General features: G+C 40.5%; 22 protein-coding genes. 13 read left to right on the top strand and 9 right to left on the bottom strand.

What is annotated here, in order from left to right; all coding sequences use genetic code 11:
- Positions 1-41: 41 nt before the first annotated feature.
- From C0W29_RS19180 to lipA, 4 genes are all read left to right on the top strand, one after another.
- Entirely contained in the window at positions 42-1,214 is a 1,173-nt protein-coding gene (locus C0W29_RS19180; protein ID WP_045043789.1) for a serine hydrolase, read from the top strand.
- A 219-nt stretch (positions 1,215-1,433) separates the two neighbouring features.
- On the top strand, positions 1,434-1,709 hold the full coding sequence (gene ybeD / locus C0W29_RS19185; RefSeq protein WP_036793484.1) for a DUF493 family protein YbeD: 276 nt from the start codon (positions 1,434-1,436) through the stop codon (positions 1,707-1,709).
- 224 nt (positions 1,710-1,933) lie between these two features.
- A complete protein-coding gene (gene lipB, locus C0W29_RS19190; RefSeq protein ID WP_036793483.1) occupies positions 1,934-2,584 on the top strand; it encodes a lipoyl(octanoyl) transferase LipB in 651 nt (216 codons plus the stop codon).
- Positions 2,581-3,552, top strand: a complete 972-nt coding sequence (gene lipA, locus C0W29_RS19195; protein WP_036793481.1) for a lipoyl synthase — start codon at positions 2,581-2,583, stop codon at positions 3,550-3,552. Before lipB ends, lipA begins: the two co-directional genes overlap by 4 nt.
- An 85-nt stretch (positions 3,553-3,637) precedes the next feature.
- Here the strand turns inward: lipA and bamC are convergent, their stop codons facing one another.
- On the bottom strand, positions 3,638-4,648 hold the full coding sequence (gene bamC / locus C0W29_RS19200; RefSeq protein WP_045043790.1) for an outer membrane protein assembly factor BamC: 1,011 nt from the start codon (positions 4,646-4,648) through the stop codon (positions 3,638-3,640).
- 51 nt (positions 4,649-4,699) lie between these two features.
- Positions 4,700-5,578: a 4-hydroxy-tetrahydrodipicolinate synthase gene (dapA, locus tag C0W29_RS19205; RefSeq protein ID WP_045045665.1), complete on the bottom strand. Its 879-nt coding sequence runs from the start codon at positions 5,576-5,578 to the stop codon at positions 4,700-4,702.
- 359 nt (positions 5,579-5,937) lie between these two features.
- Here dapA and C0W29_RS19210 point away from each other — a divergent pair, with 359 nt between their 5' ends.
- Together C0W29_RS19210 and bcp are read left to right on the top strand one after the other, a co-directional pair.
- The gene (locus C0W29_RS19210) at positions 5,938-6,474 is read left to right on the top strand and encodes an ACT domain-containing protein (protein ID WP_036793478.1); all 537 of its coding nucleotides are present in this window, start codon (positions 5,938-5,940) and stop codon (positions 6,472-6,474) included.
- A gap of 76 nt (positions 6,475-6,550) precedes the next feature.
- Positions 6,551-7,015: a thioredoxin-dependent thiol peroxidase gene (gene bcp / locus C0W29_RS19215; protein ID WP_045045666.1), complete on the top strand. Its 465-nt coding sequence runs from the start codon at positions 6,551-6,553 to the stop codon at positions 7,013-7,015.
- Between the two features lie 80 nt (positions 7,016-7,095).
- Here the strand turns inward: bcp and C0W29_RS19220 are convergent, their stop codons facing one another.
- The gene (locus C0W29_RS19220; RefSeq protein ID WP_045043792.1) at positions 7,096-8,166 is read right to left on the bottom strand and encodes an AI-2E family transporter; all 1,071 of its coding nucleotides are present in this window, start codon (positions 8,164-8,166) and stop codon (positions 7,096-7,098) included.
- Positions 8,167-8,170: 4 nt separating this feature from the next.
- The gene (locus tag C0W29_RS19225; protein ID WP_230850464.1) at positions 8,171-8,425 is read right to left on the bottom strand and encodes a sulfurtransferase TusA family protein; all 255 of its coding nucleotides are present in this window, start codon (positions 8,423-8,425) and stop codon (positions 8,171-8,173) included.
- Positions 8,426-8,587: 162 nt separating this feature from the next.
- Here C0W29_RS19225 and bepA point away from each other — a divergent pair, with 162 nt between their 5' ends.
- From bepA to C0W29_RS19245, 4 genes are read left to right on the top strand one after another with little or no spacing between them, the layout of a single operon-like run.
- Positions 8,588-10,054, top strand: coding sequence for a beta-barrel assembly-enhancing protease (gene bepA / locus C0W29_RS19230; protein WP_045045667.1), 1,467 nt, complete (start codon positions 8,588-8,590; stop codon positions 10,052-10,054).
- Between the two features lie 27 nt (positions 10,055-10,081).
- The gene (gene arsC, locus C0W29_RS19235; protein WP_045043795.1) at positions 10,082-10,432 is read left to right on the top strand and encodes an arsenate reductase (glutaredoxin); all 351 of its coding nucleotides are present in this window, start codon (positions 10,082-10,084) and stop codon (positions 10,430-10,432) included.
- Positions 10,432-11,025 (top strand): NAD(P)H:quinone oxidoreductase, encoded by a 594-nt coding sequence (wrbA, locus tag C0W29_RS19240; RefSeq protein ID WP_045045668.1) that lies wholly within the window; start codon positions 10,432-10,434, stop codon positions 11,023-11,025. Before arsC ends, wrbA begins: the two co-directional genes overlap by 1 nt.
- 14 nt (positions 11,026-11,039) lie before the next feature.
- Positions 11,040-11,462, top strand: coding sequence for a DUF2069 domain-containing protein (locus C0W29_RS19245; protein ID WP_045045669.1), 423 nt, complete (start codon positions 11,040-11,042; stop codon positions 11,460-11,462).
- Positions 11,463-11,567: 105 nt separating this feature from the next.
- Here the strand turns inward: C0W29_RS19245 and C0W29_RS19250 are convergent, their stop codons facing one another.
- On the bottom strand, positions 11,568-12,752 hold the full coding sequence (locus C0W29_RS19250; RefSeq protein ID WP_235869053.1) for a DUF2066 domain-containing protein: 1,185 nt from the start codon (positions 12,750-12,752) through the stop codon (positions 11,568-11,570).
- A 273-nt stretch (positions 12,753-13,025) separates the two neighbouring features.
- Between C0W29_RS19250 and C0W29_RS19255 the strand changes: the two genes are divergently transcribed.
- Positions 13,026-14,279: a uracil-xanthine permease family protein gene (locus C0W29_RS19255; RefSeq protein ID WP_036793471.1), complete on the top strand. Its 1,254-nt coding sequence runs from the start codon at positions 13,026-13,028 to the stop codon at positions 14,277-14,279.
- An 83-nt stretch (positions 14,280-14,362) separates the two neighbouring features.
- Here the strand turns inward: C0W29_RS19255 and upp are convergent, their stop codons facing one another.
- On the bottom strand, positions 14,363-14,989 hold the full coding sequence (gene upp / locus C0W29_RS19260; protein WP_036793470.1) for a uracil phosphoribosyltransferase: 627 nt from the start codon (positions 14,987-14,989) through the stop codon (positions 14,363-14,365).
- 191 nt (positions 14,990-15,180) lie between these two features.
- Between upp and purM the strand changes: the two genes are divergently transcribed.
- Entirely contained in the window at positions 15,181-16,221 is a 1,041-nt protein-coding gene (gene purM / locus C0W29_RS19265) for a phosphoribosylformylglycinamidine cyclo-ligase (protein ID WP_045043799.1), read from the top strand.
- 4 nt (positions 16,222-16,225) lie between these two features.
- Positions 16,226-16,867: a phosphoribosylglycinamide formyltransferase gene (gene purN, locus C0W29_RS19270; RefSeq protein ID WP_045043800.1), complete on the top strand. Its 642-nt coding sequence runs from the start codon at positions 16,226-16,228 to the stop codon at positions 16,865-16,867.
- Positions 16,868-16,948: 81 nt separating this feature from the next.
- Here the strand turns inward: purN and C0W29_RS19275 are convergent, their stop codons facing one another.
- From C0W29_RS19275 to dauA, 3 genes are all read right to left on the bottom strand, one after another.
- Complete coding sequence (locus C0W29_RS19275; protein ID WP_045043801.1) at positions 16,949-17,746, bottom strand: class II glutamine amidotransferase; 798 nt, start codon at positions 17,744-17,746, stop codon at positions 16,949-16,951.
- A gap of 87 nt (positions 17,747-17,833) precedes the next feature.
- Positions 17,834-18,412 (bottom strand): D-sedoheptulose 7-phosphate isomerase, encoded by a 579-nt coding sequence (gene lpcA / locus C0W29_RS19280; protein WP_045043802.1) that lies wholly within the window; start codon positions 18,410-18,412, stop codon positions 17,834-17,836.
- Positions 18,413-18,513: 101 nt separating this feature from the next.
- Positions 18,514-20,205 (bottom strand): C4-dicarboxylic acid transporter DauA, encoded by a 1,692-nt coding sequence (gene dauA / locus C0W29_RS19285; protein WP_045045671.1) that lies wholly within the window; start codon positions 20,203-20,205, stop codon positions 18,514-18,516.
- Between the last annotated feature and the right edge of the window lie 123 nt (positions 20,206-20,328).

The following is a 20,328-nucleotide window of genomic DNA, read 5'->3' on the forward strand; positions in this document are numbered from 1 at the left end:
GCCCACTTTTTAGCCACAGATTAATTAAAGTTAGATATATCATGAAGAAAACAGCTGTGCTTTTCCGTTCTGTAGCCATCTCTGCCACTCTGCTGGCTTCAGCAACTGTTGCTGCATCACCAGCAGTAGTACCTGAAGCTCCACAAATTGCGGCTAAGGGTTATGTTCTTATTGACTACAACTCAGGCAAAATCATTGCTGGTCATAACCAAAATGAAAAATTAGCTCCTGCCAGCCTAACCAAAATAATGACCAGTTATGTGATTGGTCAAGAAATTAAAAATGGCAACATCTCCCCTGATGATAATGTCGTTATTAGTAAAAACGCTTGGGCTAAAAACTTCCCTGGATCATCAAAGATGTTCTTAGAAGTAGGTAAAACCGTTAAAGTCTCTGATCTTAACCGCGGTATTATTGTTGACTCAGGTAACGATGCTTGTGTGGCAATGGCTGAGCACGTTGCGGGTTCACAGAAAGCGTTTGTTGAGCTGATGAATGGCTGGGCAAAAAATCTGGGGATGAAATCAACTCACTTTACGAATGTCCATGGCTTAGATAACCCAGACCTATACACCACCCCAGTCGATCTTTCTATTCTTGCGCGCGCACTTATTCACGATCTTCCCAATGAATTTAAGATCTATGATGAGAAATCATTTACTTATAACGGCATTACCCAATATAACCGTAATGGTTTATTGTGGGATCAAAGCATGCATGTTGACGGCTTAAAAACCGGTCATACTGATAATGCGGGTTATAGCCTAGTCAGTACTGCGACTGAAGGCAACATGCGTCTTATTTCAGTCATTATGGGGACTGCAAGCAAACATGCGCGTCTTGCTGAAAGTAAAAAGCTATTAAATTATGGCTTCCGCTTCTTCACTACCTTGACACCATATAAAAAAGATCAAACATTTGTGACCGAAAAAGTATGGATGGGCAATACTGATAAAGTCAATCTTGGTGTTAATGAGAATACTTACGTTACGATCCCTCGTAGCCAAGCTAAAGATTTAAAAGCAAGCTTCGTGTTAACTAAAGAGCTTAAAGCACCGATTCAAAAAGGTGAGGTAATGGGTACGCTTTATTACCGTTTAGGTGATAACGATATTGCTCAATACCCTTTAGTTGCATTGACTGAAGTAAAACAAGGTAGCTTCTTTAGCCGCTTGGTTGATTATGTAATGATGCTAGTACAGAGCTGGTTTTAACCGCTCGTTATAACATCAATCAAACCAAATAAAGAAGCTGCCATTTGGCCGCTTCTTTTGGTTTACAAGCCTGCATACACATTTTCCAATAACCGATATCCATCGCTTCTATTACACGCTTGTTTTCCAGCTAATGACGCATTAAGATGCCAGCATACCTCGTGTTTTGTGATCCACAACACGGTCTAAATTTGAATAAATGCAACCTTGGAGTTCTATATGCAAGAACAAGAGCAACCAAAACTAAAAGATCTACTGGAGTTTCCTTGTAGCTTTGCTTTCAAAGTCATGGGTGAAAATAAACCAGAATTAGCTGATCGTATCGTTGAAGTTATTCAGAAAACTATTCCTGGTGATTACGTACCAACATTAAAGCCAAGCAGTAAAGGGACTTATACCGCTGTCTCTGTCACTGTTAACGCAACCAATGTTGAACAGATTGAAACGCTATACAAAGAACTTGGCGCTATCGATATCGTACGCGTAGTACTATAGCCGTTCCATACCAATATCATACCAATGGCGACTATACATTAGTCGCCATCTTTTTCCCGTTTCACTCCCATTCAGCCGTTTTTACTCTCGCAATATAACTATCAAATATATTAATAATAAGTGAATAACTGGTTAATCATGCATCTTTGAACAGTTTAGGTATAATAGCTCAGTTCACAGCCATTAAATGGCGCTTTGCGTTATATCAATAAATAGGCACAAATTTGCAAACATCTCTTATTATTAGAAATCTGGGCCGTTGTGATTATCAAGCCACCTTTGATGCCATGCATCAATTCACCAATGACCGCACCGACATGTCGGCCGATGAAGTATGGTTGGTTGAACATCACCCCGTCTTTACTCAAGGCCAAGCTGGAAAAATAGAACATCTGCTCAATACAGGTGATATTCCAGTCGTCCAAAGTGATCGTGGTGGCCAAGTGACTTATCATGGTCCTGGTCAGCAAGTCGCTTATATATTGATTAACTTACGCAGAAAAAAACTGAGTGTTCGTGACCTAGTCAGCCACATCGAAAACACAATTATTAATACCCTATCTCAATTTGGGATTAAATCTAATGCTCGCCCTGATGCACCTGGTGTATATGTCGACAATCGCAAGATATGTTCATTAGGATTACGAATCAGACGCGGCTGCTCTTTTCATGGTCTGGCACTTAATATAAATATGGATTTGGCCCCATTTCAACGTATTAACCCTTGTGGTTATGCTGGAATGGAAATGACGCAAACAGCGTTACTAAATGGCCCAAATGAACTGATGGAAGTTCAGCCGGTACTCATTGAAGAATTAACAAAATTACTCGACTACTCACACGTCGAGTGGATGACGGAAAGCAATCAACTATGAGCAAACCAATTAAAATTGAACAAGGCGTTAAATACCGTGATGCTGATAAAATGGCATTAATTCCGGTACGTAATGTTGCCCAAGAAGAAGCACCGAAAGAAGTGTTACGTAAACCTTCATGGATGAAAATAAAACTGCCATCAGACAGTAAACGTATTCAAGAAATCAAATCAGCACTACGGAAAAACAATCTCCACTCGGTATGTGAAGAAGCATCATGTCCGAATTTGGCAGAATGTTTTAACCATGGCACAGCCACCTTTATGATTTTAGGTGCGATTTGTACTCGTCGTTGTCCATTTTGTGATGTTGCCCATGGCCGCCCATTACCACCCAACGCAGAAGAACCAAGTCATTTAGCACAAACAATTGCTGATATGAAGTTACGTTATGTAGTAGTAACATCAGTCGACCGTGACGATCTTCGTGATGGTGGCGCACAGCATTTTGTTGACTGTATTAATGATATTCGTGCTAAAAGTCCACAGATTCACATTGAAACCTTAGTGCCAGATTTCCGTGGTCGTATGGATCGTGCGTTAGATATTTTCCGTGATACTGCACCGGATGTATTTAACCATAACCTTGAAACTGCACCACGCTTATACCGTAAGGCACGTCCTGGAGCAAACTACCAGTGGTCATTGGATCTATTAAAGAAATTTAAAGAAATTCATCCAACAGTACCAACAAAATCTGGTGTCATGATGGGGCTAGGTGAAACCAAAGAAGAGATCATTCAAGTATTAAAGGATCTACGTGCTCATGGCGTAACCATGCTAACACTAGGCCAATACTTAGCACCAAGTCGTCACCACTTACCGGTTGAACGTTATGTGCCACCAGAAGAGTTTGATGAGTTAAAACAAATTGCACTCGAGCTTGGCTTTACGCACGCAGCTTGTGGTCCATTTGTCCGTTCGTCTTATCATGCAGACTTACAAGCTCAAGGTGTTGAAATTAAGTAATTCACTTTTGTCATTACTTAATCCTCATAAAAAAACCGCTTTAGTGATTAGCTAAAGCGGTTTTTTTTATCTATAACCAGGTCAATTATTTAGCAAAAGCGGCACCAAATACTGGTGCAATTGAAGCTAACACTGACTCTGTCACTGGCTTACCATCATTATCTGTAATATTTAATGAGGTACGATTACCTAAATCACCAACCAAAATACGATACTTATCATTGGTTAAGTTAATTGGCTTAGTGCCAAGTTTAGTCCAGAAGGCATCATCAGGTTGACGGTATTTAACATCAATCAAACCTTGCGAACGGTTACGATCTTCAACCGTAAAGCCTAATTTTTGCAGCATTATCGGTAAACGATCCCACATATCATCATATGATGCACGCGCAATAATAATTGGCAAGCCACTGCGATCTGTACCCATCATAATCGGCACGTTTTTCATTTGTTCAGCGGCAGCAATACGTGCTTGCTCACGAGACATATTATCGTATTTCGCCATCACTAAATTGGTCATTAAAATGCTATAGCGACGTTTGTTATCTACGCTTACAGGTTTCACTTTACCGTCTTCACGCCAATCTGTTAACGTAATACGGTAACTGTTGATGTTAGGTGATTTTTCAATCGTATAACGGCTACTTATCTTGGTATCTTCATCTTCATTAGTCCAAGAAACCCAATCAGTATCAATACGATCAGCACTTTGTTTTACAATACCGACTTTATTATTAGTAATCAGCTGTTGTGTTACGCGCCAAATCTTCGCTAACTCATTCGACGACGGCATAAACAGCGTTACACCTTGTTGATCAACAGCAGAAGTTACGCCAGGAATCAACTCTAGCACCTGCAGTGGTGGACGAATATCAACCTTAGTACCTATTTCGCCCTGATAAACACGGTGTGGAATCGTATAATCAGTATTACTAAAAGGTTGAGCACCTGCCGGCAACGCCCAACTTTCAAGTGATGGCGTATTAAGATAATTAAAATCTTGTGCTGCCTGTCGGCGACTATCTGCACCACTAGAACATGCTGTAATGCTTGTCACTACGACGGCGGCTAGTGCTAGCCGGTATTTATAATTCATTTATGCTCCTGCGCTCCTATATTGTTACCGCGGCTTATTAACGACTAAGTACTATAATACGTTAGCGTCAATGAGTGCTTGCTTAACAATAGGTTGCTGTGATTCGCTTAAAACAGTAAGCGGAAGTCGTAAGTTATCGTGTTCAATTAACCCCATTTGGTAAGCAGCCCATTTCACTGGAATTGGATTAGCTTCAACAAACAGTTTGGTATGTAATGGCATTAAGCGTTGGTTTATTTCTTGGGCAGCTTCAATCTTACCCTCTAAGGCTAGATTAAACATCGTCGCCATTGCTGCTGCTGCAATATTGGCTGTCACAGAAATGACACCATGGCCACCTTCAGCAACAAAATCAACACCCGTTGCATCATCACCGCTTAATTGGATAAAATCTGCGCCACAAAGTTCCCGTGTTTTTTTAACGCGAGTAATATCACCGGTCGCATCTTTAATACCAATAATATTGTCAAGTTTAGCTAACCGAGCAACAGTTTCTGGCAGTAAATCAACGGCGGTGCGGCCTGGCACATTGTATAAAATTTGTGGTATGTCAGTCGCTTCTGCAATTGCTTTATAATGTTGGTATAAACCTTCTTGCGTCGGTTTATTATAGTATGGTGTCACACTAAGGCAGGCCGCAATTCCGGTGCCTGAAAACAGTTTGGTAATCGTTACTGCTTCATGGGTTGCATTTGCACCAGTACCAGCAATAACAGGAATACGTCCATCAACATACTCTAGCGTTTTTAAAACAACTTTAATGTGCTCATCAACTGTTAGTGTGGTTGATTCACCCGTTGTTCCAACTGCAATAATAGCCGTCGTACCCGCTTTAATATGGTAATCAACTAGCTTCTGTAAGCCGATGTAATCAACTTCACCTGAAGGATCAAATGGCGTTAATAGTGCTACCATGCTTCCTGAAAACATGTCCGTCTCCCCTATTTTATATATCGCAACGATTCTAAACTAACAACATTAACAACCAATCAATAAAAAATGGTTACGGTATATAGCTAGTTATAAGTCATGGTACTTTTGCATGACTATAAACTCAAGCAAAGGGTGACTGAAAACCGTTAACTGACGCGCTTTATCGTATTCATTTTAAGCAAGTCGGTAATGTTTAACGTTTCTAGCACCAAAAACGAATCTTTTTAAGCAATCATTATTGCTAACCGTACAATTATAATAAAAAAAATTGTGATTATTGATGCTAATTTGCTCTCTTTTGAATAATCAGTCTGTGCTAACATGCTAATAATGATCACGAAAAAATGGCGCTAAATATGGAACATTACCTCGTAATAACCGCAGTAGGTACTGACCGCCCTGGTATCACCGATGAGATCACCCATCTTGTCGCACACAGTGGCTGTAACATCATTGATAGTCGAATTGCTCTTTTTGGTTCTGAGTTCACGCTGATTATGTTGCTCTCTGGTAATAGCAATGCTATCTCAAGAATTGAATCGACGTTGCCACTTAAAGGCCAAGAACATGATTTAATTACCGTGATGAAACGCACCAACAAGCATATTGCTCGTTTCTTTCCATATACTGCTGATTTTCATATTGAAGCAAAAGACAGTCCTGGACTTATTAAACATTTCACCCATTTCATGGCCAGTCGTAAAATTGACATTTCAACGCTGAGTGCCAATACCATTGAAAATGGCCATGCTAATATCGACAACCAATTAGTGCTTCAAATCAGTACCAATTTACCAGAAGATTGTAATTTAGTGAGCTTACAAGAAGAATATGAAATACTTTGTAATGAACTCAATGCTCACGGTACTGTAAACTTTATTGGCCACCATTAATTAATATAGCCCTTAAAAACCACCATAACAGCATGTGTCATATTTGCCGTTTATGACTTATTAAAAGGACAGTTGCATGAATACCCTAACCGCAGGAATGCTCGCCCCAACCTTTACTTTACTCAATCAAGACAACCAACCCGTCAGTCTAAATGACTTCAAAGGTAAAAAAGTACTGGCTTATTTCTATCCTAAAGCGATGACTCCTGGCTGTACTGTTCAAGCTTGCGGCTTACGCGACAGTAAAGCAGAACTTGAAGCACATAACGTGGTTGTGTTAGGTATCAGTATTGATCCCGTTAAGCGCTTGCCTAAATTTATTGAGCGCGACAATCTGAACTTCACATTATTATCTGATGAAGATCATGCTGTTGCAGATCAATTTGGCGTGTGGGGTGAAAAAAAATTCATGGGTAGAATTTACGATGGTTTGCACCGCATCAGTTTCTTAATTGATGAGCAAGGCAAAATTGAGCATGTATTTGATAAACTCAAAACCAAAGATCACCATCAAGTGGTACTTGATTATCTTAATCAGTAATACCCTTTCAAACAACGACCACAAAAAAAGGCCATATAGGCCTTTTTTGTGCGTGATTATTTCACTATAAATTATCGATATTAGTAGCTCACTGGTGGCGCACTTTCTTTCATCACTAAAGCCCCCCATACCGCTTTAACTAAGGTTGCTAATGGAATTGCAAAGAACACGCCCCAGAATCCCCATAGACCGCCAAACACTAACACTGCAACGATAATCGCTACTGGATGTAAGTTAACCGCCTCAGAAAACAATACTGGAACCAATACATTACCATCTAATGCTTGCACAATACCGTAGGCAGCCAGTAACCACCAAAAATCAGGTGTCCAACCCCATTGAAATAAACCGACCATCGCAACGGGTACTGTGACAGCAGCGGCACCAATATAAGGAATCAATACCGATAAACCCACTAACACGCCAAGTAATGCCGCGTACTGAAGTCCCATTACCACAAAGACAATATAACTTGCGATTCCAACAATAAAAATCTCAATCACTTTGCCGCGAATATAATTAGAGATTTGCTGGTTCATTTCGGTGCTAACCTTACTGGCTAAACGACGATTCTTAGGTAATACACCAATAAATGAACGCAGAATGGTGTCTTTATCTTTAAGCAAAAAGAAAATTAATAAAGGCACTAAAATTAAATAGACACCTAACGTTGCCAAGCTGACCAGTGATGATAATGAGCCTTTAACAACGCTACCACCTAAAGACAATACTTTTTCGCGCAACGTATTGGTTAACACTGTTACTTGATGCGGCTGCACAAAATCAGGGTAGCGTTCAGGTAAACTTGATACATAAATCTGCAAGTCATTAAGCATTTTAGGCACATCAGCACTTAAGTTGGTAATTTGATGCCAAATAGTCGGCACTAAACCAAATAAAGCTAACACCATTAACCCTGCAAAAATAATTAAGACTATCGCAACAGATATTGTTCGCGGTATCCCCCACAGGGTCAAACGAGCGACGGGTGATTCAAGTAAATAAGCTAAAACAATCGCAACTAATAGCGGTGTGATTAATCCACCAAAGAAATATAAGGTTAAGAAAGCACCTGCTAAAATGATCATTAAACTCACGGCATGAGGATCAGAGAATCGGCGTTGATACCAACTTTTAAACATATCCAGCATGAAGTTACTGTCCTTTTTTTACAATAATCACCAGCTGATCAATACCGTCAGCCTGTATATCAATAATAAATCCATTATTTTGTAAATAACGAACAATATCCGTTTTTGCCGTGGGTTGTGAAACCTTAATTACAAGTTTCTGGGTCGGCGATAAGTCTCTACAGCTTCGCTTTACCATCAATAATGCTAACGGGCAACGGGATGCCATAAGATCAAGCGTTAGGATTTCCATTCCAATAGAGTGACAGTGATTATCCATTGTCGTATTGTAACCTTAACCGCAAGGAATAAGCGAGATAACCACAAAACGAATATCACAATAGCGAACCTAAGCTAAAATTAGCTGTCATAACAACGCAGCAGGTTATCGATCATTATCCCGTTATCCTATATTAATCGACATGGTGGTTGTATTATTAATATGTTCCAATTAGCTAAAGCGCCAGCCTATCTTTTGCTATCAGCATTGCTAACGACTAGCTTATCCGCTGTTGCAAGTAATGCCACATCACTACCAGATATCGGTACCACAGCGGCATCGACACTGACCATTGATAAAGAAATCAAATATGGCGACATGTATATGCGAATGATGTATGCCAGTCGTCCAATCATTAACGACCCTGTATTATCCGAATATATACAAGATCTCGGGCATAAGTTAGTTGCTAATGCTGACGGTGTTAAAACCCCATTTAATTTCTTCTTAATCCAAAATTATGAGATCAACGCGTTCGCATTATTTGGCGGCAATATTGGTGTTCATTCAGGATTATTTTTACATGCTAAAACAGAAAGTGAATTAGCCTCTGTGATTGCCCATGAAATTGCCCACGTCACTCAACGACACCTTGCACGTACTTTAGAAGACCAAGCTAATAAAAAGTCAGCAACAATGGCGGCAATGATAGGCTCATTGTTATTAGTCGCTGCCGCACCAGAAGCTGGCATCGCGGCATTACACACCACGACTGCCATCTCGATACAAGGCATGCTCAATCACACTCGTAGCCACGAAAAAGAAGCCGATCGAATTGGAATCGCCACTCTTGCTAGAGCTGGTTTTAATCCGCAAGCAATGCCACATTTCTTTGGCCGCTTAGCTGAAAAGTACCGCTATACCTCCAAATTACCGCCAATGTTACTGAGCCACCCGTTGCCTGAATCGCGTATAGCTGATAGTCGTATGCGTGCCGATAACTATCCCAGTGTGAGATTGCCACCTTCTGAGCGTTACCTATTAGCAAAATCACGAATTGTGGCGCGTAATCTTGGTTTTAGTCAAACTTCCGCCCTAAACTGGTTTAATACTGAACTCAAAAAAGCCGCCCCTAACCAACGTAAAGAATTAAATTATGGTAAAAGCTTGGTTTATCTCGATAACGGTCAATATGCCAAAGCCCAACAATTACTGTTGCCATTAATCGCATCTGAACCCAATAATTTGTTTTATATTGATGCGATAACTGATTTAAATTTATATCAAAAGCACTATGATAAAGCGATTACACGGTTAGAAAAAGCGTTACAATATCAACCTGAAAGTAGCGTATTACAACTTAATCTTGCCAATGTATTACTGGAAGCTAAGCATTATAAGCAAAGCCTTAGCATACTAAATCGATATAGCTATCAACACCCTAATGATATCAATGGCTGGGCATTATTAGCTCAAAATTATGCTAAACAAAACCAACGTGCAGGTGAGCTCGCGGCGATGGGTGAGTTAGCGGCGTTACGTGCCCAATGGAAACTTGCAATCAGTAACTATACTCAAGCGGCCCAAAAAGCAAAATTAGGCTCTCTCGATCAGGCTCGCTATGATGCGCGATTAGATCAACTTCGAATTCAACAATCACAATTTGAAGCTTTACGTTCTTCTTTTTAATTTCTACTGATTCAAAAAGGACTCAATATGACAGTTGCTATTTACCACAATCCACGATGCTCAAAAAGTCGTGAAACATTAGCTTTGCTCACTGAGCACGGTATTACGCCTACGATTATCCACTATTTAGACACGCCACCAACGGTTAAGCAACTACAACAACTTTACCGTCAATTAGACTACACCAGTGTGCGAGATATGATGCGTACTAAAGAGCAACAATACCAAGAGTTACAACTTGGTGATCAAACTCTCACTGATCTAGCATTATTTGAAGCGATAGCATCGCAGCCTAAATTACTCGAACGACCTATTGTCGTTAATAATGATAAAGCCGCTATTGGGCGTCCACCAGAGCTGGTTTTGAGTATTTTATAATGACAAAAATCTTAGTGCTCTATTACAGCCTTCATGGTAATACTCGCCAATTAGCGCGTCATATTAGTCGCGGTATCGAACAAGTTGATGGCTGTGAAGCAGTGCTAAGAACCGTTGCTGAGATAGCAACCATCACGACAACTACGCAAACCGTCACCGCGCTCAACACAACCGATCCCATTGTTAGCCATCACGATCTTAAGCAATGTGCAGCAATAGCGATGGGGAGTCCGGTTAGATTTGGTAATATGGCGGCGCCACTTAAACATTTTTTGGATACAACCAGTGGCGAATGGTTATCGGGAACATTGATAGGGAAGCCAGCCTGTGTGTTCACATCATCATCATCTTTGCATGGCGGTCAAGAAACTACGCTACAATCAATGATGTTACCGCTGTTGCATCACGGCATGTTAATTGTGGGGATTCCCTACTCTGAACCCCTATTACATACCACCAGCCATGGTGGAACACCTTATGGTGCATCACATATTAATCATGGTATTAGTAAGCAGTTACACCCAGATGAAATAGCACTTGCTCAAGCCATCGGACGGCGTTTAGCAACCATTGCATCTAAATTAAATGGCTAAAAAAGGATCATTTCATGCCCAAAATGCAACCTTTAACATATTTTGCGCGTCACTCTGCATTAATCAGTCATTGCGGTTTAATCGTTTTTATTGCCATGTGGCAGCTATACCTATCTCCCCATCAACACTTATCAGCGACAGCCATTAGTCTGTTGTGGATCACACCATTATTATTTCCCCTACTCGGTATATTAGCTGCAAAACCTTATACCCATGCATGGGCAAATTTTATTTTAATGTTTTATTTTCTACATGCAGCAACCCTAATTACGCTCAACGATGGTGAACGAGCTCTCGCAACCATAGAGTTAGCAATAGTGACACTTTGCTTTGTAAGTAATATTATTTTTGCCCGTTTACGCGCTAAAGAATTAGGGATTAAATTAAAGCGCTTATCACACGTTGAACGTGAGGAACATGCCCGCTATAACAGCTGATCCTCTATAAAAATGGATAAGTATAAAAAAGCCTCAGTACACAGGTACTGAGGCTTTTTCTTTCACAAATAACGCTTCATCTAATCACTTTGTAACAATGTAAAATTAGCTATTCCAATAATAAATATTTTGCGGTGTTACCGTTAAAGCATTAACCACTGGAACCGAAGGTGTTGTGATTGCTGGAGCTGTTGATGTCGAGGTCGCAGTAGATGCTCCAACAGGTGCTGTTGGTGTTGGTTGCGCAGGATCAGCGGCAAAAGCCACCGCAGATTGAGTCTGGTGAACCTGATTATCATGGCTAATTTCTTGGTGGAATGCCTGCTCAGAACCTTGAAGATTTAATTGAAAAATCACACTATTGCCTTTAATTCTCATGGCATTAGCACTACCAACAGTGGTTAAACTATTCAGCATTTTCTCTAATGCAAAAAAATCTTCTGTTGACTGAATATTATCGACTTCAATATTGATCTTACCACCAGCGACACCGCCCAACACGACTGCATATTTATGAGCTAAATAATCAGTAACTTGATTAATCATCTTGGTTGATGTTTGTGACAATGTCCCCGATGTTGTACCAGTAATCGGTTGAGTATCAGCTGTGGCAATCTTACTTGGTTGCTGTGGGTAAAATTGCCAATTTAAGCTTACATTACCATTTGGTTGCTGCTGTGCTTTAACCAATAATACGCCATCAGCATGATAACGTGTACTTGCTGCAGCAATAGGATCAATAAAATTACCCCATAAGTCTGAAACATTGACTGCCGTTGCATCTGTTATATCCCCGACAGGGAATGTTAATGGCAGACCACGACTATCAGCCGCTTGCTTCGTATCATTAATCAAAGCATTGGTTGATTGATCCCACAAAATATTGCGCTGTTGGCCATCGCTATCAACCATCCACACCAGAATATTAGGGCGTTGATCTTTCCAAATACTGGCTTTTGACTGAATCAGTAATTGTTTAATTTGGTTTTTATCAAAGCTCAGATCAATCGCACGTTGACCATCCACTTGGCTATAACCAAATTGACTAATATAGCTACCACTGTTAGTGATTGCCGTCTTAATCGCTGGGTTATTAAGAATATCAGTATTGCCTGATATTTTGACCAACACATTTGCCAATCCCTGCTCGCGTGCAGCTTGATCGGCTTGTTGATCGTTTCCAATCAAGGTGACCTGGGTTTGATAAAGATCATTCACCGTCGCAGCTTGTATCGGCAATGCCAATACTGCTAAAAATAATAATGCAAATCGCAACATAGTAAGACTCATGGTTAATTCAAAAAATAGACCTAGTAAGACAGACAACTGGTTTTATCATCGGTGCCGTATCATAGCGCACAGTATGTAAATTTCATTCGACAATTTCGACAATATAATTTTATAACGCACATTTTTAACTGCGTGATAGCTATTTTCATGCAAATAAAGCGCCACTCGGTCTAAATTCGAACAATTAAAAGTGTTTTTTAGCTTTTATTCATAAAGCTTATCGTTTGCTTCCATGCTAGGATTGCGCGATTTTTTTACTTAGGAATACATATCATGATGCAGGTTCTTCAAGGTGCGCAAATGCTATTTGTCGCATTTGGGGCTTTGGTTCTAGTGCCGTTACTGACCGGCTTAGATCCTAATGTTGCTTTATTTGGCGCAGGTGCTGGCACACTTTTATTTCAGGTCGTCACCAAACGTTCTGTACCCATTTTTCTGGCCTCATCTTTCGCTTTTATTGCCCCAATGATGTATGGCATTCAAACATGGGGCGTTGCAAGTACCATGGGCGGGTTAATGATGGCTGGTGTGGTCTATGTCATTATGGGCGGCATCATCAAAGTGCGTGGGGTTGGCTTTATTCATCGTCTATTACCCCCTGTTGTCGTCGGTCCAGTGATTATGGTTATTGGTTTAGGGCTCGCTCCTGCTGCTGTAAATATGGCAGTAGGTAAAACAGGTGGCGGTGACATTCAATTAATCGCCCATGATACTGCGCTATGGATTTCAGCGATTTCGCTTACCGTAACGATTATCTTAAGTGTGTTTGCTAAAGGCATTTTAAAATTAATTCCTATCGTAGGAGGCATTACTGCTGGCTACATTACTAGCCTTGGTTTTGGTGTGATTGATTTCACACCAGTCATACAAGCTAGTTGGCTTGCTGTACCAAACTTTACCCTTCCCGAATTCAATATCAACGCCATTCTATTTATGATCCCTGTCGCAATTGCACCTGCAGTAGAACATGTTGGTGATATTTTAGCGATTTCAAATGTTACCGGTAAAGACTACCTTAAAAAACCAGGTTTACACCGTACAATGGCGGGTGATGGTATTGCCACTATCGCGGCATCTCTTGTTGGCGCCCCCCCAAATACCACCTATTCAGAAGTAACCGGTGCGGTAATGTTAACCAAAGCATTTAATCCGGTGATCATGACTTGGGCCGCTGTAACCGCTATCGTATTAGCATTTGTCGGTAAACTTGGTGCGATATTACAAACCATTCCCGTTCCTGTAATGGGCGGTATTATGATTTTATTATTTGGTTCGATTGCAACCGTTGGCTTAAATACTCTAATTAGAAACCAAGTTGATTTACATAAAGCTCGCAATCTCGTTATCGTTGCTGTGACCTTAGTGTTCGGCATCGGAGGTATGGCATTTGGCATTGGGGAGTTTAGTTTACAAGGTGTCAGCTTATGTGGCATCGTGGCTATTTTATTAAACCTTATTCTGCCTCAAGATTTAGGCGAAACAAACATGGTTGATAATGCACAAATTGAAGATACTGAGCATCTCTAATTATTGGTAGTTCACAAATAACAGTTAAAAAAACCGGACTATATCAGTCCGGTTTTTTATATCAGTGCTAAACAATATAATTATTATTTAGTACCGAAAATTTTATCGCCTGCATCGCCAAGACCAGGAACAATATAGCCCTTGTCATTTAGCTTCTCATCAATAGCCGCTGTGTATAGCTCTACATCTGGGTGGGCTTTTTCTAGTGCAGCAATACCTTCAGGGGCAGCAACAAGTACTAGAACTTTAAACTGAGTACAACCATGTTCTTTTAATAGATCAAGCGTTGCGATCATTGAACCACCAGTTGCTAGCATAGGATCAACAACTAATGCGATACGCTCATCAATATGTGATGCTAATTTATTAAAGTATGGTACTGGCTCTAACGTTTCTTCATCACGATAGATACCAACAACACTAATACGTGCACTTGGCATATGCTCTAATACACCATCCATCATGCCTAAACCAGCACGAAGAATTGGTACTACAGTCACTTTTTTACCCTTTAGCTGATCGACTTCAACTGGACCATTCCAGCCTTCAATCATCACTTTTTCTGTTTCGAAGTCTGAAGTCGCTTCATACGTTAGTAGGCTACCAACTTCGGTTGCCAATTCACGAAAACGCTTAGTGCTGATATCACCTTCACGCATAAGACCGATCTTATGTTTAACCAGTGGGTGTTTCACCTCAACGACTTTCATTTTGACTCCTGGGCAATAAATTAAAAAAATCGCATTATTATATACCATGCCAATCGATTGCCGATAGTATCAAATGTTTAATTGACTGAAATTTAAGCGTCGCAACAAATTAACGCAAACGTTTGCTCTAATGTAATGACTACTGTTATCATACTGTGGTTTTTTACTTTAATACGTTTGAGGGATCATCTGTGAGCAACAAAAACTCTTCTCTTAGTTACAAAGATGCTGGTGTTGATATTGATGCTGGTAATGCATTAGTTGACCGTATTAAAGGCGTTGTTAAACGCACTCATCGTCCTGAAGTAATGGGCGGTATTGGTGGTTTTGGCGCTTTATGTGCTCTTCCTACCAAATACAAAGAGCCTGTTTTAGTATCAGGAACAGATGGTGTCGGCACCAAACTTCGCCTAGCGATGGATCTGAAGCAGCATGACACTATTGGTATAGATCTCGTCGCTATGTGTGTTAACGATCTAATTGTACAAGGTGCAGAGCCTTTGTTTTTCCTAGATTATTACGCAACAGGTAAACTTGATATTGATACTGCAGCAAGCGTTGTGGCTGGTATTGGTGAAGGTTGTATTCAATCAGGTTGTGCACTAATTGGTGGCGAAACTGCAGAGATGCCAGGTATGTACCATGGTGAAGATTACGACGTTGCAGGTTTCTGTGTCGGTGTAGTTGAAAAAGCGGACATCATTGATGGTTCAAAAGTAACGGCAGGCGATGCACTTATTGCTGTCGGCTCAAGTGGCCCACACTCAAACGGTTATTCATTGGTACGTAAGATTCTAGAAGTTTCTCAAGCCGATCTTGATCAAGATCTTGACGGTAAAAAACTGTCTGAGCACTTATTAACCCCAACTAAAATTTATGTAAAATCAGCGCTAAAAATGATTGAAAGCTGTGATGTTCACGCAATTTCTCATATTACTGGCGGTGGTTTCTGGGAAAATATCCCACGCGTATTACCACAAGGTACTAAAGCAGTCGTTGATGGTAACAGCTGGCAATGGCCGACTATTTTTAATTGGCTGCAACAAGCTGGTAATGTCGATACTTATGAAATGTACCGTACATTCAACTGTGGTGTAGGTTTAGTGATCGCACTACCACAAGCCCAAGCAGCACTTGCAATTGAAATTTTACAAGCAGAAGGCGAAAACGCATGGCTGTTAGGTAAAATTGCAACAGCGGCAGCAGGTGAAGAGCAAGTAGAGATTAACTAAATCCATGCATAATATCGTTGTCTTAATCTCAGGAAATGGCAGTAACTTACAAGCGATTATTGATGGTTGTAATAATGGCATCATCAAAAATGGTCAAGTTACAGCCGTGATCTCAAATAAAGCCGATGCTTATGGTCTTAAGCGAGCTCAACTTGCCAAGATAGATAGCCTTTATATTGCGGCAACTGACTACGAAAACCGTCAAGACTATGATCAAGCTCTAATTGAAAAAATAGATGCTTATCAACCAGATGTAATTATTCTTGCTGGTTTTATGCGTATATTATCAGCAAAATTTGTCAGCCATTACCAAGGAAGAATGCTTAATATCCACCCTTCCTTATTACCTAAATATTCGGGATTAAATACTCACCAACGCGCCATGGACGCTGGTGATAAAGAACATGGAACCAGTGTCCATTTCGTTACCGAAGAACTTGATGGTGGACCCGTTATTCTACAGGCCAAAGTGCCTATTTTTGCAACTGACAGTGTTGATGAAGTAATAGAGCGTGTTCAGCAACAAGAACATAATATCTATCCGTTAGTGACTCAATGGCTACTTAGTCAACGATTATCAATGCAAAATGGACATGCTGTGCTAGATGGTAACAAACTACCGCCGCAAGGCTATGCTGCACAGTAACGAATAATAAACTCATATAAAAAAAGGCGATCTTATTCAGATCGCCTTTTTATTATATGCCGTTAATACAGAAGATTAAGATTAGCGAGTACTAACATCCGTCGTTATCGCATGATAAACCGTTTCACCGAAATGGAATACGCGAAACTCACCACTTGCCATTTTCTGCCAACTTTCATCGTTCGTTAATGGCTGGGTTGCAATCACAGTCACCACGTCATTAGCCGTTGTCTCACGTTGAAAATCGATGGTAACGTCTTCATCTATTAATGAAGCTTTACCAAACGGCGCCCGACGAGTGATCCAATGTAAGTTATTAGTACAATAAGTGAGGACGTACTCACCATTACTAAGCAACATGTTATACACACCCAATTGGCGCAATGTGTCACAACACTCAGCAAAGTAACCAAACACCGGCGTCATATCAGCAGGCAATACTGGAAAACGAATTTCCAATTGATTCATCAACCAACAAAACGCAATCTCACTATCAGTATCACCAACAGCTTGATTACGCCCAGTCGCTAATTGCTCATAGCCAGTCAATTGGCCATTATGAGCAAAAGTCCAATAATTACCCCATAACTCACGCGTAAAAGGATGAGTATTTTCTAAACTCACCCCACCACGATTAGCCTGACGAATATGGCTCACAACAGCCTGACTTTTTATTGGATATTGTTGCACCAACTCGGCGATACGTGATTGACAGCTTGGATTAGGATCTTTGAAGGTTCGAAATCCTTTACCTTCATAAAAGGTAATTCCCCATCCATCACGGTGTGGTCCTGTATTACCGCCACGCTGCATCAAGCCGGTAAAGCTAAAACAAATATCTGTTGGCACATTGGCACTCATGCCTAATAATTCACACATTTTTATTTCTGCTCTTTACGCTGAGTTATGCTCATTTAATATTAATAATCGTCGTTATTGCTTAATTAACGAGCAATGGCCGGACGATTATTTTTCCATTTCTTTTTCAACTAACATAATTAAAATATGAATAATTTTAATATGGATTTCCTGAATACGATCGGCATAACCAAAATGCGGTACTCGAATTTCCACATCGGCTAATCCTGCCATTTTACCGCCATCTTTACCCGTTAACGCAATAGTTTTCATACCCTTAGCTTGGGCTGCTTCAATAGCTTTAAGAATATTAGCAGAGTTGCCTGAAGTTGAGAGTCCAAACAACACATCACCTTTAGAGCCAACGGCTTCTAAATAGCGAGAAAATACATATTCATAACCGAAATCATTACTCACACAAGATAGATGACTAGGATCTGAAATTGCAATCCCTGGGTAACCTGGACGATCATCACGATAACGACCCGTTAATTCTTCGGCAAAATGCATCGCATCACAATGAGAACCACCATTACCACATGACAATACTTTGCCGCCTTGCTTGAATGAGTCAGCTAATAATTTAGCCGCAGCTTCAATATCAGCCAAATTTTTATCATCATTTAAAAAACGGTTAAGGACGTCAGCGGCATCAGTTAGTTCGCTGCGGATCAGATCTTTATACATAAGCTGCTCTCTCAATGTTTTCCATTAAATACAAATCAAGCGAGCAACGTGCTCGCTTGATGCTGCAATACATCGTTAATCGCAGTTTACATACAAATAACTTACAGTGTCGACTCTTGATGTGGCGCAATGCCAGAATTAACCACTAATATTTGCTGTAATTGCGTAATTGAATGCACTAGGTGAAGATTCGCTAGTTCAAATACCCCCGCATGTTCCAATTTACGCTCAACATGTGGTAATACCCCTAACAAATATACAGGTAACGCAGATAATCGATCTAGTGCTAATTCAAAAGCATGGATCGCGGTAATATCAATGGTTGATACATCACTGAAATCAAGCACCACCGCTCGCGTTGCCATATTTGTCTGTTCAATAACAGAAAATGCTTTTTCACTGGCCGCAAAAAATAATGGTCCATTAATATCGTATACCACCACATCATTACCAAAATTAAGATGTGGATGTTTATCATGGGTAATGGTAACCGTGGTTAAGCTAGCAATACGTTGAATAAACAGCACCCCAGCTAATAACAGCCCCACAATCACCGCAACAACCATATCAAATGCAATCGTCAAAATAAAACAGGTCATTAACACCGCGACATCACGCCGTGGGGCAACTTTTAGAGTATGCACAAAGTGTGGTGCTTCCGACATATTCCAAGCCACCATGATTAACAAGCCAGCTAAAGCACTCATCGGCACGTAAGACAATGCTGGCGCTAAAACCATCATTGCAGCCAACACAAACAGCGCATGAATAATGCCAGATAACGGTGAAAAAGCGCCAGAACGAATATTAGTCGCTGTGCGAGCAATTGCAGCCGTTGCTGGTATACCGCCAAAAAAAGGCACCACAATATTAGCTAAACCTTGCCCAACTAATTCCGCATTTGGATTATGTTTGGTACTCGTCATACCATCGGCAACAACGGCACATAGTAACGATTCAATGCAACCTAACATCGCAATCGTTAACGCTGATGGCATCAATTCAATCACTGTGGCCCAATTAAAATTATTAGATTGCCATAATGGAAAAAATTGCGGCGCTTCTTGTGGAATACCGTGACCAATAATATTACCAATAGTGTAGGTAAATTTTTCACCTAATAATGTCACATGTTCAAGGCTGAAATGATTTACAACCAATGCTAAAACTGTACCCACAAACAAAGAAACTAAATGAGGTGGAATTCGGGTTTTTAGTTTAGCCCAACCGATAAAGGTCATAATGGTAATAATACCCACTAGAGCATCTGCATAGTTGGTGGTCGATATTGCATGTGAATAAGCCATCACTTTTTCAGGAAAATGAATCGGGCTACCTAATACATGTAAACCAAGCAAATCTTTTAGTTGTAAAAAAGCAATGACAAATCCAATTCCGGCAGTAAAACCAGTTGTAACCGGATAAGGTACATATGCCACCAGCTGTCCTAACCTAAAAATACCCATCAGTAATAAGATAATGCCTGACATCATGGTAGCTAGCATTAATCCCGACAAACCATATTTCTGCGTTATCGGTAACAATATCACCACAAAAGCTGCAGTCGGCCCAGTAATATTAAACCGTGACCCGCCTAAGAGTGCAGCCAAAAAACCCGCTACGATAACCGTATATAAACCATGCTGTGGTGGCACACCTACAGCGATAGCTAATGCCATACCTAACGGAATAGCGACAATACCAACGGTAATACCAGAGACTAAATCGGCACGAAACTTGGAAAGGGAGTACCCCTGTTTCCACGATTGAGAGAGAGCTTGAAAAATCAACACAACAAAACCCCTGCGCTTATTTGCACATAAAAAATAGGTATTGATGTCAACCCGAAAGAGGGTCCGGCGGGCAACTGTCAGTCGGAAATCGGGAAAGGCAACAAACGGAAATACAGCTCACTT

The sequence above is a fragment of the Photobacterium kishitanii genome (genome assembly GCF_003026355.1).
GTDB lineage: Bacteria > Pseudomonadota > Gammaproteobacteria > Enterobacterales > Vibrionaceae > Photobacterium > Photobacterium kishitanii.

Bases quoted from the DNA above. Each gene is read 5' to 3' on its own strand.
- C0W29_RS19250 (WP_235869053.1), bottom strand. From the start codon at position 12,752: ATGAGTCTTACTATGTTGCGATTTGCATTATTATTTTTAGCAGTATTG.
- ybeD (WP_036793484.1), top strand. From the start codon at position 1,434: ATGCAAGAACAAGAGCAACCAAAACTAAAAGATCTACTGGAGTTTCCT.
- C0W29_RS19225 (WP_230850464.1), bottom strand. From the start codon at position 8,425: ATGGATAATCACTGTCACTCTATTGGAATGGAAATCCTAACGCTTGAT.
- bepA (WP_045045667.1), top strand. From the start codon at position 8,588: ATGTTCCAATTAGCTAAAGCGCCAGCCTATCTTTTGCTATCAGCATTG.
- arsC (WP_045043795.1), top strand. From the start codon at position 10,082: ATGACAGTTGCTATTTACCACAATCCACGATGCTCAAAAAGTCGTGAA.
- bamC (WP_045043790.1), bottom strand. From the start codon at position 4,648: ATGAATTATAAATACCGGCTAGCACTAGCCGCCGTCGTAGTGACAAGC.
- dapA (WP_045045665.1), bottom strand. From the start codon at position 5,578: ATGTTTTCAGGAAGCATGGTAGCACTATTAACGCCATTTGATCCTTCA.
- C0W29_RS19180 (WP_045043789.1), top strand. From the start codon at position 42: ATGAAGAAAACAGCTGTGCTTTTCCGTTCTGTAGCCATCTCTGCCACT.
- lpcA (WP_045043802.1), bottom strand. From the start codon at position 18,412: ATGTATAAAGATCTGATCCGCAGCGAACTAACTGATGCCGCTGACGTC.
- C0W29_RS19275 (WP_045043801.1), bottom strand. From the start codon at position 17,746: ATGTGTGAATTATTAGGCATGAGTGCCAATGTGCCAACAGATATTTGT.
- purN (WP_045043800.1), top strand. From the start codon at position 16,226: ATGCATAATATCGTTGTCTTAATCTCAGGAAATGGCAGTAACTTACAA.
- lipA (WP_036793481.1), top strand. From the start codon at position 2,581: ATGAGCAAACCAATTAAAATTGAACAAGGCGTTAAATACCGTGATGCT.
- wrbA (WP_045045668.1), top strand. From the start codon at position 10,432: ATGACAAAAATCTTAGTGCTCTATTACAGCCTTCATGGTAATACTCGC.
- upp (WP_036793470.1), bottom strand. From the start codon at position 14,989: ATGAAAGTCGTTGAGGTGAAACACCCACTGGTTAAACATAAGATCGGT.
- C0W29_RS19245 (WP_045045669.1), top strand. From the start codon at position 11,040: ATGCCCAAAATGCAACCTTTAACATATTTTGCGCGTCACTCTGCATTA.
- bcp (WP_045045666.1), top strand. From the start codon at position 6,551: ATGAATACCCTAACCGCAGGAATGCTCGCCCCAACCTTTACTTTACTC.
- C0W29_RS19210 (WP_036793478.1), top strand. From the start codon at position 5,938: ATGGAACATTACCTCGTAATAACCGCAGTAGGTACTGACCGCCCTGGT.
- C0W29_RS19220 (WP_045043792.1), bottom strand. From the start codon at position 8,166: ATGCTGGATATGTTTAAAAGTTGGTATCAACGCCGATTCTCTGATCCT.
- C0W29_RS19255 (WP_036793471.1), top strand. From the start codon at position 13,026: ATGATGCAGGTTCTTCAAGGTGCGCAAATGCTATTTGTCGCATTTGGG.